Consider the following 16,466-nt stretch of genomic DNA (forward strand, 5'->3'; position numbering starts at 1 on the left):
AAAATCGTGCAAACCCTTATTCCCGCTGATTTCACGGGCTCTTAAGAAGAGCAGGTTCTTGCGACCGCCCCCGGACCTGTTGCGCTGCGAAATGAGATGTTACGAACTCGGAAAAAAGTCCTGTTGACAACGTTGTCATCCGTTACCAGACTCCGGCCGACATTGGGGTTGTTGACAGACACGTGACACCCGCATGACGGGTGTCCACACCGAGGGGAAGGACGTGGCGGAACTGGGCAACCAAGGCGGCGCGCTTAAGAGCACCCTTCCAGGGGCGCCCTTTCTTGCGGCCGACGTCGGCGGTACCCATGCCCGCATCGGCCTGGTCAGCGACCGTCCCGACGGGACGCGCCCGGTCACCGTTCTCCAGTACCACCGCTACGCCTGCGCCGAATGGCCCAGCCTCACCGCGGTGCTCAAGGATTTCGTCAGCCAGCTGGGTACCAGCGTGCACGTCGATCAGTGCGCGGTCGCCAGTGCGGGCTATGTCCTGGGCGATTCGATCGTCAACGACAACCTGCCGTGGCCGGTGTCCATCCGTGACATCCGCGACAGCCTGGGCATCAACCAGCTGGCGGTGATCAACGATTTCGAAGCGGTGGCCTACGCCACCCAGTTCCTGGCCAAGGCCGATACCACACCGGTGATCGAAGCCGAAGCGCCCGGTGGCGAAGGTCCGGTGCTGGTCATGGGGCCGGGCACGGGCCTGGGTTCGGCCGTGCTGTTGCCGGGCAAGCCGCACGCCTCGGTGCTCGCCACCGAAGCCGGCCAGATCGCACTTTCTCCCGGCAACGAGCGCGAGATCGAGATCCTTCGCCTGCTGGCCAAGGATCGTCCGTACGTGTCGTTCGAACACGCGCTGTCGGGGCCCGGCCTGCTCAACCTGTATCGCGCCATTTCCACGCTGCGCGGCACGGCGGCAAGCAAGACACGTCCAAGCGACGTGACGCGCGCTGCGCTCGACTACAGCGACGAAGCGGCGGTGGAAGCACTGGAAGTTTTCTGCGGCCTGCTGGGCAGCTTCGTGGGTGATCTCACGCTGCTGTATGGCGCACGCGGTGGCGTGTTCCTCGCCGGCGGCATCCTGCCGCAGATTCGTGAAGTGTTGCTGGCCAGCACGTTCCGGCAGCGCTTCTTCAACAAGGGCGTGATGCGCCCTTTCTTGCAGCAGGTTTCAGTTCGCTTGATGGACCACGGGCAACTCGGGGTGATCGGTGCCGCCGGCCTTTACCTGGATGGCCGACCCCACTCCGCGCAGGAAATCGCAGGACAGTAATACCCAAGCAGTCGACACATCGGAACGGGCGAAGAGCCTGAGTGCAGCAACTCCACCGCGGACGGCGCGCCGAGTCATCCGCAACAACGTTTTTCCTTTGAGGGGAGGACAATCATGTCACATCGCAAGAAGCTACTCGCCATCAGTATCGTGGCCAGTCTGTGTATCTCCGGCGCGGCCTTCGCCCAGGACAGCACGCAGACCACCCAGCAGCAGGGCAACCAGAAGCCTGCCAAGAACCCCAACCAGGCCGGTGGCGATAAGCAGACCACCGACCTGCAGGGCGTGACCGTCACCGGCATCCGCGCCAGCCTCCAGCAGTCGCTGGACACCAAGCGCAACGCTGACGCCGTCGTCGAAGCGGTTACCGCCGAAGACATCGGCAAGTTCCCGAACACCAACGTCGCCGAAGCGATGGCGCTGATTCCGGGCGTCACCATCGACCGTCAGTTCGGCCAGGGCGATCGCGTCAGCATCGACGGCACCGATCCCAGCCTCAACCTGACGTTCCTCAATGGCCAGCCGGTCGCACAGACGCCGTGGCAGTACGGCGCCCAGCCGAACCGCGGCTTTGACTACACCATGCTCGCTCCCGAGCTGGTCGGTCGCCTTGAGATCTACAAGAGCCCCGAAGCCCGCCTGATCGAAGGCAGCCTGGGCGGTACCGTGCTGATGCACACCCTGCAGCCGCTGGACCTGCCGGCCAACACCATTCGTGGTTCGTTCGGCCTGAACTACAACGACCAGGCAAGTAAGCAGCGCCCGGCCGCGTCGGCTCTCTACAGCTGGCACAACGACGCCAAGACCTTCGGCATCATCGCCTCGCTCGGTCACTTCGAAGAGAAGATCGATCGCCAGGGCATCGAAATCTTCAACTACCACCCGGTCTCCGATTACGCCGGCAGCCCGGCGATCGCCGCCGGCATTGCCAACGGCACGCTGAGCCCGAATGCGCTGGTGCCGGATGAAATCAACTCCGCGTACTTCCAGCAGACGCGCAAGCGCGACACCGCGACACTGGGCATGCAGATCCATCCCACCAGCAATTGGGATATCGATTTCAACAGCCTGTACGTGCGCGAAAACTTCAACAACTGGAACCAGTCGCTGTATCCGTTCACCCATGCCACGGTGAACCAGATCACCAGCTTCAACCAGGGTAAGGGCGGCGCCAACGGCATCATCACGGGCGGCCACGTGTGCGGCAGCGTCGACGATCCGACCTGCCCGGACATCGCCCAGGGCACGTTCGATTCCAACGTCCGCAAGTCGATCGTCAAGACCACCGCGCTCGACCTCAAGAGCACCTATCGCGGTGACGGCTGGACCATTGGCGGCGCCATCGGTTACAGCAAGGCCGACAACAACGACATGTCGCAGGTCGCCATGGAGCCGGTGTACGGCGGTGGCTACACCTGGGATATCAACAAGGGCTTCAAGTTCGACAGCCCGAACCTGGCGCGCGATCCGGCCAACTGGCATATCGGTGACGTGGCGGGCCTCGGCGGCTGGCCGGGCAACTACGGCGTGTTCAACGCGAGCGCCAAGGACCAGTACGCCCAGCTCGACTTCACCAAGGACTTCGACAGCTTCTTCAACACCCTGCTCGTCGGCGCGCGCTACAGCAAGCACGATGAAAGCATGGTGCAGCATGTCTACGGTCCGAATGCACCGACCAACCTGGCCGCTCTCGGCACCTGGGGTTACACCGACACGCTCGGCGGCTTCGATGGCATGTGGTCCGATGCCGCCAGCCACGTCCAGCCGAACTCGAACGCCGAGTGGAACTGGGTGCGCAGCACCAACGGTGGCAATGACGATCCGGGCTCGTACCTCAACGGCACCTGGAAGATCACGGAAAAGACCACGGCTGCGTATGTGCAGCTCGACTTCGGCTCGGGTCCGTTCCGCGGCAACATCGGTGGCCGTTACGTCCACACGGTGACCGATGGTTCCGGCTACAACTTCAGCGGCGTACCGATCCTTCCGCCGCCGGCCGGCTGGTGGCAGACCGCCTCCAACACGCACAACGACTTCCTGCCGTCGTTGAACATGTCGTATGACGTCACCGATGAACTGGTACTGCGCGGCGCCGCCGCCAAGGTCATCGCCCGCGCGCCGTACAACATGCAGGTGAACAACCTGTTCCTCAACGACTCGGTGCTCACCGGCTCGGGCGGCAACCCGAATCTCGATCCGTACAAGTCGAACAACTTCTCGCTGGCGGCTGAGTGGTACTTCGCTCCGCAGTCGGTGCTGGCGTTGACCGGCTTCTACAAGGACATCGGCAGCTACATCTTCATCGACTCCGCCGTCGAGCAGCACTACAACTCGGCGCACGACAACGACCCGGCGACGTTTGCCCGTCTCGTCGCCAACGGCCAGTGCACGGCCAACGGCTTCTGCGGCTACAACATCAGCCGTCCGCGTGACGTCGGTGGCGGCAAGGTGAAGGGCGTGAGCCTGTCGTACCAGCAGCCGTTCGCCGATACCGGTTTCGGTGCAGTGGCCAACTACACCTACGCCGATGCGAAGCTCGACAGCGGCGGCGCCCTGCCGTACAGCTCGAAGAACTCGTACTCGCTGAGCCCGTACTACGAGAAGGGTCCGTTCAGCGCCCGCCTGACCTGGAACTGGCGTAGTGCCTACCTCGCCGGCGGTTACATCGCCGGTGCGCCGCCGGCCACCACGGGCACGTACAAGGACCTCGGTGCGTCGCTGGGCTACAAGCTCAATGACAACATCTCGTTCACGCTCGACGGCATGAACCTGACCAACACCACCTACGTCCAGTACCTGGGCACGAAGGACATGCCGCTCAACAAGTACACGACCGGTCGTCGTTACATGCTGACCGCGCATTTCAACCTCTGACGCTTTAACTGAAGCACGCCGCGGGCCGGGAAGGCCCGCGGACTCCCCAGCGGGCCCGATGATGGTTTGATCGGGCCCTTTTTTTTGGGTGAGCCATGGACCCGGGAGGCGCTATGGTGTCGCGGTGCCCCGGGCCGTAATGATGGAGAGATGAAGATGATCGTGAAGCAGGGAAGTCGTTGGTCAGTCGCTTTGCTGGCGCTGGCACTGTGCAGCATGACCGGCCTGGCCACCGCGGAAGACGCGACAAAGCCGCTGCCGTTGATGCCGATGCCGGCGAAGGTCGAGCGTTCGCAGGCGCAGGTGCTGTTTCCCGAAGGGACGGCGCTGCGCTTCGATGCCCAACAGGCCGGCGTCGCGAAGGTCGCAAAGCAGTTCGCCGATCGCCTTGCGAGCGAACGCGGCCTGCACGTGTCGGAATCGCCTTCGGGCGCAACGATTCAGTTCGCCATCGATCCCAAACTCAAGCTTGGCGACGAGGGCTATCGGCTGCTCGTTGACAAGGACGGCGCGAACGTCACCGCCGCGACGTCGCGCGGACTTTTCTACGGCAGCGTGACGCTGCTGCAGCTGATGACGCCCGATGATGGCGCACAGGGCGCGGTGAGCGTTCCAGGCGTGCGCATCGAGGATCGCCCGCGATTCCGATGGCGCGGCCTCATGATTGATTCGGTCCGCCATATGCAGACTATCGACGAAATGCACTCGATCATCGACCAGATGGCGATGCACAAGCTCAACACGCTGCACTGGCACCTGAGCGACGACCAGGGCTGGCGCATCGAAATCAAGCGCTATCCGAAGCTCACTGAGATCGGCGCCTGGCGCACGCCGCCGGATGCCGGCGAAGACGGTGCGCCCACGCGATACGGTGGTTTCTACACGCAGGACGAGATTCGCGCGATGGTCGCGTATGCGGCGGAGCGCAACATCACCATCGTTCCCGAGATCGACATGCCCGGCCATGCCCAGGCCGCCGTAGCGTCGTATCCGGAGCTGGGCGTCACCGGCAAGCAACCGCCGGTGTCCGTCGACTGGGGCGTCAACACGTATCTGTACAACGTCGACGACCACACCTTCACTTTCATCCAGAACGTGCTTGATGAAGTGATGGCGCTGTTTCCCTCGCGTTACATCCACCTCGGTGGCGATGAAGCGGTCAAGGATCAGTGGGAAGCGTCGCCCGCCGTGCAGGCGAAGATCAAATCGCTTGGCCTGAAAGACGAAGAAGCCCTGCAAGGCTGGTTCATGGCGCGTCTTGGCCGCTATCTTCAGTCGCATGGTCGTCGCATGATCGGCTGGGACGAAATCCTCGCTGGCAACGTGCCGGCCAGCGCCACGGTGATGTCGTGGCGTGGCCTCAAGGGCGCCGTAGAAGCGGCGCAGAAGGGGCACGACGTTGTGTCGTCGCCCGCGCCGGATCTCTATCTCGACCAGATGCAGAGCGATCGCGCGGATGAAACCACCGGGCGCATGCCGGTGCGCGACCTCTCGTCGATCTATCACTTCGATCCCGTGCCTTCCGAACTGACGCCGAAGCAGGCGGCACGCGTGATCGGCGCGCAGGCCAACGTCTGGGCCGAACACATGCCGACGGCAGCGCATCGCCAGCACGCGATCTTCCCGCGCCTGGATGCGCTGTCCGAGGTGTTGTGGTCACCCCCGGCGAAGCAGGACTGGAACGGTTTCCTGCAGCGCCTGCCCACACAGCTGGCGCGCTATCGCGCGGACGGCGTGAAGTACGCCGACAGCGCGTTCGCCGCGAACATCGTGCTCGATCGCAACGAGGCTATCGTCAGCGGCAAGGCAACGGTGAGCCTGAACAACCAGGCAAAGTTCGGTGAGCTGCACTACACGACGAACAACACCGCGCCAAAGCTGGATTCGCCGCGCTACGACCAGCCGTTTGAAGTAACCCTGCCGGCGATCGTGCGCGCGGTCGCGTTCGATGCCCAGGGCCAGCCGCTGGCGGGAGAACGTGCGCAGGCGATCGATATCGCTCATCTGGCCACGCGACTCAGCGGCGAGATGCCGAATTGCCCCGGGAACAACTTCCGCCTGCGCGTGCAGCCCACGCCCGATGCCACCAGTCTGTCGCCAACTTACGCGGTGAATCTGTTCGACAACTGCCAGATGTATCCGCAGGCGCGACTCGACGGCGTGCGCAGCATCCATGTCGATGCGGTGCGACTGGAGCGGAACTACTCGCTGGCGCATGAGCAGAAGCTGGTGGTGGAGCGTCCGGCGCAAACGGCCTTCGGCGAGCTCGTCATCCACAAGGACACCTGCGACGGCCCGGTGCTGGCGAGCATGCCTTTGCCCGATCCGAAGGCAAGCGGGCGCCGCATTCCGTTGACGGCCACGTTGCCGGCCACGACGGGCGTCCACGACCTGTGCCTGGCCTTTACCGGCCCCATCTCCGGTCCGCTATACGGCATCGCCCAGGTCAGCGTGATTCCGCAAGCTGCGAAGTAAAGCGCCCAGGGCCGTTGATCGCGGCGAATTTCATCGCTGCGATCAACCACCTGCGCGTTCATATTCCGCCTGAGAACCGTGTCGCGGGCGACTCGCGTCATGCGATCCCGCTATGATCCCCCGTTCACTGACACGAAGCTGACGAAAAGGGATCCGAAGGATGAGTCATTTGAAGGCGCTGACGCGTCAAGGACTTGCAGTGGCCACCGCCGCGCTGTTGAGCGCGTGCGCCAGCCAGGCGGTGACGCCCGCGACATCCGCGGCAAACCATGCGGCGATCGACGTGCCGCAGATCAAGCGCCCGGACGGCGAGACGCCGCAGTGGTGGTTCCGCAACGGCGCGGCGCAGGCAGCCAAGTCGGCCGCGCAGGCCAACACCCGGGGCCAGAAGGCGAAGAATGTTATCGTCTTCCTCGGCGACGGCATGAGCATTCCGACCATCGCCGCCTCGCACGTCTATGCCGGCCAGAAGCGCGGCGTGGATGGTGAAAGCTATCGCCTGAGCTTCGAGCAATTCCCCTTCAGTGCACTCAGCCGCACGTACGAAACCGACCAGCAGACGCCCGATTCCGCCGGCACCATGACCGCGATCATGAGCGGCGTGAAGACGCGAGGCGGCTTTATCGGCGTATCGCAGGTGCCGCGTCGACAGGATTGCGCGGCCACCCGCGGCCAGGAACTGGTCAGCACGCTGGAGCTGGCCGCTGCGGCGGGCATGAGTACCGGTGCGGTCACCACCACGCGCATCACGCATGCGACGCCGGCCGCCACGTATGGGCATCTTCCGGAGCGCAACTGGGAAGTCGACGCGGAACTCACGCCCGAAGCCAGGGCACAGGGTTGCAAGGATTTTGCCGCCCAGCTGGTGGACTTCCCCTCGGCGAACGGCCTGACGGTTGCCATGGGCGGTGGACGCACGGAGTTCATGCCCGCAGGCGCCGAAGATCCCGAGTACGCCAACAAGGTGGGCCAGCGCCTCGACGGTCGCGACCTGATCGGCGAATGGAAGGCCAAACACCCGGGTGGCGCCTATGTGTGGAACGCGCAGCAGCTGAAGTCGCTGGATCTGTCGCGCACCCCGCGCCTGCTGGGCCTGTTCGAACCGTCGCACATGAACTTCGAACACGAGCGCGCCAAAGACAAGGCCGGCGAGCCGAGCCTTGCGGAAATGACCACCGCCGCGATCGAAGTGCTCAAGCAGAATCCCAACGGCTTCTTCCTGATGGTCGAAGGCGGTCGCATCGATCACGCGCTGCATGCGGGTAACGCGTTCCGCGCGCTCGACGAAACCGACTCCCTGTCCGACGCCGTGGCTGCCGCGCTGGCGCATACCGATCCGGACAACACGCTGATCGTCGTCACCGCCGACCACGCCCACACGCTGACGTTTGCCGGTTACCCCAAGCGCGGCAACGGCATCCTCGACCTCGTGCGCGGCCACACCGACAGCTACGACGAAGAAGGCGGTGCCGGCATGGCGCGTGATGCCGCGGGCAAGCCCTACACGACGCTCGGCTTCGCCAATGGCCCGGGCTATACCGGCGCAAGCGATCGCCAGCCGGAAGGTCCAAAGAAGTATCCGCACAGCCCCGGCAGCTATTCGCACATCGAGAAGGGTCGTCCTGACCTGGCCAAGGTCAACACGCAGGACCCGAATTACATGCAGGAATCGATCGTCCCGCTCAAGGCCGAATCGCACGGTGGCGAAGACGTGGCGATCTTCGCCACGGGCCCCGGCGCTGCCGCTTTCCACGGTGAGATCGAGCAGAACGCCATCTATCACATCATCGTGCAGCACAGTCCTCTGTTGCGCGGCGAACTGTGCAAGCTCGGCAGCTGCAATTCCGAAGGCGTGCCGGTGGATCGTCCGACCTATCAGGCGTGGCTCGATCAGGTGAAAGCGAAGTAAGGCACATGGCGCGCGCGGGGCTGATGCACGTCAGCTCCGCGAAAGCGGTTCATTCACGCGTTTGTGTGATTGACATCGCATACGACATTCGCGCAACGCTAGTGTCAAAGAAGCGACACGTGATAACGCCACGATGGACGGATGACCGGCGCACGTCGGTGACACATCCCCCTTGGACTGGCACTCATGATGAACCGGAACATGCTCGTCGTGGCCATGGCCATGGCCATGGCCGCGGCGCTGGCCTCGCTTCCGCCGTTGGTCCTGGCGAACGATCTCTACACGCCGGTGGCCGATGCCAGCGCGAAGCCGGATGCGGCGAAGAACCTCGAAGGCGTCTCGGTAATTGGCCAGGGTGAAACGCGCCAGGTTCAGCGCGTGACCCCGGCCGATACGCTGGCGCTTCCGGCCGGCACGAGCATTCAGAAAGTCCTCAACCGCATGCCCGGCGTCGACGTGCAGTCGAACGACGCCTTTGGCGCCCCGCTCCAGGCCTTTGTCACGCTGGACGTGAAGTTCTGATCGCACGGGCAGGGCGGTCCACCGCCATGCCAAAACGAAGGAATCGCTCGGATGAAACCGCTAAGCTCTGTCGTCGTCCTCGCCCTGAGTCTGGCCCTGATGCCCAGTGCCTACGCCATGGAAAAACCCATCGCCGCCAAGGTGCTGGTCATCGGCCATCGCGGTGCCAGTGCGCTGCGGCCCGAACACACGCTGGCGTCGTATGCCAAGGCGATCAACGACGGCGCGGATTTCATCGAGCCGGACCTGGTCATGACGAAGGACGGTGTACCCGTCGCTCGCCATGAAAACGAGATCGGTGGCACGACCGACGTAGCGAGCCATCCGGAATTCGCCAGTCGCAAAACCACAAAAACCATCGATGGGCACGCGGTCACAGGCTGGTTCACCGAGGACTTCACGCTCGACGAGCTCAAGACCCTGCGCGCACGCGAGCGTCTCCCGGAGCTCAGGGGGACAAAGTACGACGGCCAGTTCCAGGTTCCGACGCTGGAGGAAATCATCGATTTCACTGCCGCTGAGTCGGCGGCGCGCGGCCGCACCATCGGTCTCATTCCGGAGATCAAGCACGGCACGTACTTCCAGGCACACGGGCTTGCCATGGAAGATCGCGTGCTGGCTATCCTCGACGCCCACGCTTACACGCGCAGCGCGCCGGTGGAAATCCAGTCCTTCGAAATCGCCAATCTGCGTTACCTGCGCGGCAAGCTTGGCAAGAGCCATCCCAACATCCGCCTGTTGCAGCTGTTGGACGATGGCAAGGAGCAGCCGTACGACGTCGTGGTGGCCAAGGGCAAGCTCACCTACGCCGACATGGTGAAGCCGGCTGGCCTGCGCGACATCGCCACGTATGCAGACGCCATCGGTCCCAACATCCGCGCCATCATTCCGCTGAAAGCCGATGGCGGCCTCGGGCAGCCGACGGCGCTCGTTCGCGATGCCCACGCAGCGAAGCTGGAACTGCATCCGTACACCTTCCGCCCGGAGAACTATTTCCAGGCGAAGAACTTTTGGAAGGGCAGCGATCCGAAGGCGTTCAATGAAGACGGTTCGGTTGCCGAAATCCGCGCCTATCTGGATGCCGGGATCGACGCGTTCTTCACGGATGATCCTGCGCTCGGCCGCAAAGCTGTCGACCAGCGCTGAGGTGTCGCATAGCTGATGTACCACTGTCACCGCGATGCAACTGCGCAGGCGTCCACTAGCGGCGCCTCCAGCCTGACGGTGATCCCATGCGATTCCTGCCCCGCTGTGCCGCTCTCGCCATGCTCGCGGTCGCTTCACTCGGCACCGCGCAGGCCGTGCCGGTCCTGCTGATTTCCATCGACGGCCTGCGGCCCGGCGATGTACTCGAAGCACGGCAACGCGGCATGCACTTGCCCAACCTGTCGCGTTTCGTGAAAGAAGGAAGCTATGCCGCCGGCGTGCAGGGCGTGCTCCCCACGCTTACCTATCCGAGCCACACCACGCTGATCACCGGTGTGTCGCCCAACGTGCATGGCATCGGCGGCAACTTCACCTTCGATCCCATCAACGAAAATCAGGAAGGCTGGGCGTGGTACGCGAGTGACATTCGCGTGCCAACGTTGTGGGATGCCGCGCATGCGGCGGGATTGACCACGGGCAACGTGCACTGGCCGGTGAGCGTCGGTGCGAATATCGACTGGAACCTCCCGCAGATCTGGCGTGCCGGCACGCCGGACGACCGCAAGCTCCTCGCCGCCCTGTCGACGCCCGGGTTGCTCGCGCCGATGGAACGCGAGCTCGGGCCCTATGCCGATGGCGTGGATGAAAGCATCGAAGCGGACGCCAATCGCGCCCGCTTCGCCGTTCGCCTGCTCGAAGAGCATCATCCGGATTTCATGACAACGTACTTCGCTTCGCTCGATCATCAGGAGCATGCGAATGGCCCTGACAGCGAGGCAGCACGCCGTACGCTGGAGCAACTCGATCGCCTGGTCGGCGAACTCGTGGAAGCGGCGCAGCGAGTGCACCCTGATGGTGTCGTCGCCGTGGTATCCGACCATGGCTTTCTCCCGGTCAAGCACGACGTCAACTTGTACGCGCCTTTCATCAAGGTCGGCCTCATCACCGTGAAGGACGGCCAGATCGCCGACTGGAAAGTGGTGCCGTGGAACGACGGCGGCAGTGCGGCGATCGTGCTGCGCGATCCCAGCGACGAAGCCGTGAAGGCGCGCGTGGGCGCCATCCTCGATGACATTCGAAACAACCCCGACTACGGTATTGCCCGCGTGCTCGACAAGGATGCGCTCGTGGCGAAGGGCGGTACGTCACAGGCAACGTGGTTCATTACGCTCAAGCCCGGCTACGAGGCCACGGGACGCATCAACGCACCCGTGCCCTCGGACAGCCCGGTTCATGGCATGCACGGATACGATCCCAGCGAACCGGCGATGCGTTCGGTCTTCATGATGCTGGGCAAGGGCGTGCCCGAAGGCCGCGACCTTGGCGTGATCGACATGCGCGACATCGCGCCGACGCTCGCCAGCTGGATGGGCGTCAGCCTCACGCAAGCTCGCAGTCATCCACTCATCGCGCCGTAAACACTTTCGGTTTCGTTGCAGTTGTGCGCGAACGGTTTCACTTTTCGCGCGGCGATGACATGTCGATGTAAATCGCGCTTCACAGAACGCTTCCATGCTTTTGCGTACGGCTGAAGGTGATCTGCATCCGGCCTTGCACATAGCGCGCAAGACCGGAGGCGAGGCTCCAGGGGGCAGCCGTCGACGAACCCATTCACTCGACGACGTGGCTCCCCGCCAGGGGGACGGCTGCGCAAAAAGGAATCGCACGCATGTCAGTTCGAAAGCACCCGGCTCGCCTTACCGCCATGACCCTTGCCTTGTTCGCCGTACTTCACGGCCATGCGTTTGCCGCCGACGGCGACGACAACACACCGACGGCGGACGCGTCGACGGACAAGGCCAAGACGCTGGATACCGTTTCGGTCATCGGCCAGGGCGAAACGCGCCAGGTCCAGCGCATTACGGTGGAAGACGTAAAGATCCTTCCGCCCGGCACCAGCGCACTCAAAGTGCTGGCCAGCAAGCCCGGCGTGCACTTCGAGTCCTCCGACCCGTTTGGCAACTACGAGTGGTCGACGCGCTTCAGCCTGCGCGGCTTCAATCAGAACCGACTGGGTTTTACGCTGGACGGCATTCCGCTGGGTGACATGAGCTACGGCAACAACAACGGCCTGCACATCAGTCGCGCCTTGATTGCCGAGAACCTGGGCAGCGCCGAACTGGCCGAAGGCATCGGTGCGCTGGGTACCGCATCGACGAGTGACCTCGGCGGCACGGTGCAGTTCTACTCGTCGGACCCGACGCCCGACTACGGTTTTACCTTTGGCCAGAGCTTCGGCACCGACGCGGCGCGCCGCACGTACGCGCGCCTGGATACCGGCAACGTCAACGGCTTTGCCATGTACATGTCCGGCGCCTATTCCACGGTCGACAAGTGGAAGGGTGACGGCGCGCAGGAGCAGATGCAGTTCAACATCAAGGCGACGTATGACATCGGCGAAAGCCGCGTGGGTGCATTGATCACGACGTCCGATCGCGATGAGACCGATTACCAGGATCTCTCGCTCGACATGCTGCATCGCCTTGGCTGGAACTGGGACAACTACGCGCCGGACTGGAATCGCGCGGTGAACGCCGCCAAGGGCATCTACACGGGCGGCGTGACCAATGCCGACGACGCTTACTACGCCGGCCGCGGCGTGCGGCGAGATACGGTGGCAAGCCTGTTCGGGGACTTTGCGCTCGCCGAAGGCCTGCGCCTGAAGGCCACCACGTACTACCACAACGATCGCGGCCAGGGTCACTGGTTCACGCCGTACCAGGCCTCGTTCCCGGGTACGCCGCAGGAAGTGCCGATCTCCATCCGCACCACTGAATACGGCATCGATCGCGGCGGCGTGACGGCGGCGCTCAACTGGGACATCGGCGCGCACCATCTGGAGGCGGGCGTCTGGTACGAGGACAGCAACCACAACGTGCAGCGCAACTACTACTTCATCAGCGGGCCGGTGGATGACCGCAAGTTTCTCAGTCATCCGGACATCCGCCTGTTCTATCAGCACTACAACACCACGACGCAGCAGTATTACATCCAGGACAGCATGCATTTCCTGGATGACCGCCTGGGCATCGACATCGGCTTCAAGTCACCCGATACCAAGGTGAAGGCGACGACGTTGCCGGGCACGGCCACGTTCGGCAAGCCCAACAGCTATGCGAATGGCGAGCTGACGGCGAAGAAGGATTTCCTGCCGCAGGTGGGTGCCAGTTACCAGTTAGGCGGCGGCTTTGAGATCTTCGGTTCGTATGCCCAGAACATCGCCGCCTTCCAGGCCGGCATTACCGGTCCGCTGGCCACGACCCAGGTGGCGTTCGATACCTTCGGTCGCAAGCTCAAGCCGGAAGAGTCACGTACGTTTGAAGGTGGCATGCGCGCGGTGAGCGATTTTTACGAGGCGTCGCTCGCGCTGTATGACGTGAAGTTCGACAACCGTTTGCTGGTGATCTCGCAGTGCAGCGGCATCGTTGGCTGTCCCAGTGCCTATGCAAACGTCGGTTCGGTGACGAGCCGCGGCGCGGAGCTTGCGCTCAACTTCCGCCTCGCCTCCGAGCTGCGCTGGAACAACTCCTTGTCCTACAACCGCTCGCGCTATGACGACGATTACCAGGACGGCAACACCGTGGTGCCGACCAAGGGCAAGACTGTGGTCGACAGCCCCAGGCAGCTGTTCTTCAGCGAGCTGGCGTGGGTGTCGGGTCCGTGGGATCTGCGCGCCTCGGCCAACTACACGGGCAAGCGCTATTACACGTACACCAACGACGCGTCGGTGCCGTCGTACTGGTTGTTCAATGCGGCGGCCGCTTACAGCTTTGGCAAGCTGGGGTACGTGCGCGATCTGACGGTGGCACTCAACATCACCAATATCGCGGACAAGAAGTACTTCGGCTCCATCGGCACGAACGGTTTCATCGCGGCTGATCCGCAGGGGCAGTTCGCGACGCTGCAGGTGGGTGCGCCGCGGACGGCGATGTTGACGGCGACGTTCAAGTTTTAAGGGGTGGGGCGCGACTGGGGGGATTAAGTCGCGTCGTCTCTCCAAGGGGCCGTCATTCCGGCGCAGGCCGGAATCCAGTGAAGTACGTCGTGGGCAGCACTCCCACTTTAGTCAGAGTGCTTCGCACACCTTTTTTCACTGGATTCCGGCCTGCGCCGGAATGACGAAAATGGAAGGGGCATTGATCCCGGGGAGGGTCCCCCATTTGCGTTTGCAGCATCGAATCTTTCCCCGCCGCGGCCCGGCCACACCTATGATCTAGCCAGCCCAACGCCGCCCGCGACACATGTCCTCGATTCCCGCCACCTCGACGCCCCCCACTTCGCTGCGCCGGACAGGCTTAGCCGTCTGTCTCCTGGCCATCGGCGCCATCGCAGGTTCCGTCGGTGCGGGCAGTGATCCGGACAGTGCGTGGCTCTGGCTGCACTGGCTCTGCAAACCTACCGTGACCTTGTTGATCCTCTGGGTCGCCTGGAGCAGTCCGAACCCGGTCTCCATGCGTTACCAGCGCTGGATCGTTGGCGGCACCGCGGCCTCGATGGCCGGCGACATCTTCCTGATGCTTCCGGGCGACTTCTTCGTCCATGGGCTGGTTTCCTTCCTGCTCGCGCACCTGGCATTCCTGGTGGCGCTGACCACGGATGCCCGATTCGGCGTTCGCCCGGTGGCCTTGCTGGCGTGCCTTGCCTACGGCGCCTTCAATCTCTGGGCGTTGTGGCCCAGCCTGCCCGATGAACTGCATATCCCGGTGATCGTCTACATCGCCGTGCTCGCCTCGATGGGTGGCCAGGCCGTGGCGCGTGCCTGGCATCACGTGCATGCGCATGACGCACTGGCGGGCCCGGCGTGGCTCGCGGCCGCGGGTGCGTTGTTGTTCCTCCTGAGCGACACGCTGCTGGCCTGGAACAAGTTCCGCATCGTGCTGCCCTGGTCGGCGCTGTGGGTGCTGGGCACTTACTACGGTGCGATGTGGTTGCTCGCCCGCTCGGTGGCACAGGCGGAGCGCGACGCATGAACACCCAGGAAACCATCATCACCTGGGCCACGCCCGTCTTCTTTGCCCTGATCGCGCTGGAGCTGCTCGTGGCGCGCTGGCGCGGGCGCAAGGTCTATCACGCCAGCGATGCGATCAACAGCCTCGGCCTTGGCGTGATCTCGCAGATCGTCGCCGTATTCTCGAAGGTGCTGACCTTCGGTATCTATGCCTGGTTTGTCAGTCACGTAGCGCTCTTCAGGCTGCCGGCCGACAGCCTGTGGGTGTGGGTCAGTGCCCTGGTCCTGTACGATTTCCTCTACTACTGGCTGCACCGCGCCGGGCATGAGGTGAACATCCTCTGGGCCGCACACGTCGTGCATCACCAGAGCGAGGACTACAACCTCAGCACCGCCTTGCGCCAGACGGGCAGCGGCGTCGTATTGGGTTGGATCTTCTACCTGCCGATGGCGCTGATCGGCTATCCGCTGGAAGTCTTCGTCGTGGTGGCGCTGATCGATCTGCTCTACCAGTTCTGGGTTCACACCGAGCTGGTGGGACGGTTGGGCTGGTTCGATCGCGTGTTCTGCTCGCCGTCCAACCATCGCGCCCATCATGCGGTGAATGATCGCTACCTCGATCGCAACTATGGCGGCATCCTGATCCTGTGGGACCGGTTGTTCGGAACCTTCATCGAAGAAGACGACACCGACCCGCCCATCTACGGCACGCGTTCACCGCTGCGCAGCTGGAATCCCTTGTGGGCGAACGCCGAGGTGTACTGGGCCACGCTCAAGGACGCCCGGCATGCACGTCGCTGGCGCGACAAGCTGCTGGTCTGGATCAAGCCGCCTGGCTGGCGTCCCGCCGACGTGGCCGCCCGCTATCCCAAGCCGGATTTCGATATCGCCAGGTCGCGATACCAACCCCAGCTGTCGCGCCTCATGATTGCCTACGCCATCGTCCAGTTCGCCCTGCTGCTGGTGATGGCGGTGCATTTCCTGGACATGGCCAAGCGACTACCACCTTCCGGGTTGGTCGCCTATGCGAGTTTTCTCGTGCTTAGCCTGACGGCGCTGGGTATCTGGTCGGAAGGGCGCCCGATGGGCCGCTGGCTGGAGCTGATTCGGCTAGGCGCAACGGCCGGCATCGTCGTGCTCACGGGTGGCTGGTTCGGCGTGCCACCGGGTGGGGCTGCCCTGCCTGCGGCACTCCTTATCCTGTGTCTGCTCAATGTCTTGGCGCTGATCGGGGTCAGCGCGCACGGACGGATGCAGGAGGCCCGGCCGGCACATTGAGGCCATGTGGCGCGGCGCAGGCGCAGCATGGCGCGGGG

Annotated in this window: 9 protein-coding genes and 1 pseudogene; all 10 read left to right on the forward strand. The window is 63.6% G+C overall.

Features of this window, described 5'->3' with window-relative positions:
• Window positions 1-193 precede the first annotated feature (193 nt).
• The 10 genes and pseudogenes from glk to EYV96_RS16170 all read left to right on the forward strand — a co-directional run bounded on the left by glk (window position 194) and on the right by EYV96_RS16170 (window position 16,428).
• The gene (gene glk, locus EYV96_RS16125) at window positions 194-1,276 is read left to right on the forward strand and encodes a glucokinase (protein WP_131152602.1); all 1,083 of its coding nucleotides are present in this window, start codon (window positions 194-196) and stop codon (window positions 1,274-1,276) included.
• 114 nt (window positions 1,277-1,390) lie between these two features.
• Complete coding sequence (locus EYV96_RS16130) at window positions 1,391-4,150, forward strand: TonB-dependent receptor (RefSeq protein WP_131152603.1); 2,760 nt, start codon at window positions 1,391-1,393, stop codon at window positions 4,148-4,150.
• 150 nt (window positions 4,151-4,300) lie between these two features.
• Entirely contained in the window at window positions 4,301-6,625 is a 2,325-nt protein-coding gene (locus tag EYV96_RS16135; protein WP_240732625.1) for a family 20 glycosylhydrolase, read from the forward strand.
• A gap of 160 nt (window positions 6,626-6,785) precedes the next feature.
• Window positions 6,786-8,534, forward strand: coding sequence for an alkaline phosphatase (locus EYV96_RS16140; RefSeq protein ID WP_131152604.1), 1,749 nt, complete (start codon window positions 6,786-6,788; stop codon window positions 8,532-8,534).
• Between the two features lie 216 nt (window positions 8,535-8,750).
• Window positions 8,751-9,017 (forward strand): annotated as a pseudogene (locus EYV96_RS18860) (TonB-dependent receptor); the annotation flags it as partial.
• A 138-nt stretch (window positions 9,018-9,155) separates the two neighbouring features.
• Window positions 9,156-10,202, forward strand: coding sequence for a glycerophosphodiester phosphodiesterase (locus EYV96_RS16150; RefSeq protein WP_131152851.1), 1,047 nt, complete (start codon window positions 9,156-9,158; stop codon window positions 10,200-10,202).
• A gap of 86 nt (window positions 10,203-10,288) precedes the next feature.
• Window positions 10,289-11,620: an alkaline phosphatase family protein gene (locus EYV96_RS16155; protein ID WP_131152605.1), complete on the forward strand. Its 1,332-nt coding sequence runs from the start codon at window positions 10,289-10,291 to the stop codon at window positions 11,618-11,620.
• A gap of 251 nt (window positions 11,621-11,871) precedes the next feature.
• Window positions 11,872-14,157 (forward strand): TonB-dependent receptor, encoded by a 2,286-nt coding sequence (locus EYV96_RS16160; RefSeq protein WP_131152606.1) that lies wholly within the window; start codon window positions 11,872-11,874, stop codon window positions 14,155-14,157.
• 286 nt (window positions 14,158-14,443) lie between these two features.
• Window positions 14,444-15,172: a lysoplasmalogenase gene (locus EYV96_RS16165; protein ID WP_131152607.1), complete on the forward strand. Its 729-nt coding sequence runs from the start codon at window positions 14,444-14,446 to the stop codon at window positions 15,170-15,172.
• The gene (locus EYV96_RS16170; RefSeq protein ID WP_131152608.1) at window positions 15,169-16,428 is read left to right on the forward strand and encodes a sterol desaturase family protein; all 1,260 of its coding nucleotides are present in this window, start codon (window positions 15,169-15,171) and stop codon (window positions 16,426-16,428) included. The genes EYV96_RS16165 and EYV96_RS16170 overlap by 4 nt, the downstream gene beginning before the upstream one ends.
• Window positions 16,429-16,466 lie beyond the last annotated feature (38 nt).

It is taken from the genome of Dyella terrae (assembly GCF_004322705.1).
GTDB classification, from domain to species: Bacteria; Pseudomonadota; Gammaproteobacteria; order Xanthomonadales; family Rhodanobacteraceae; genus Dyella_D; species Dyella_D terrae.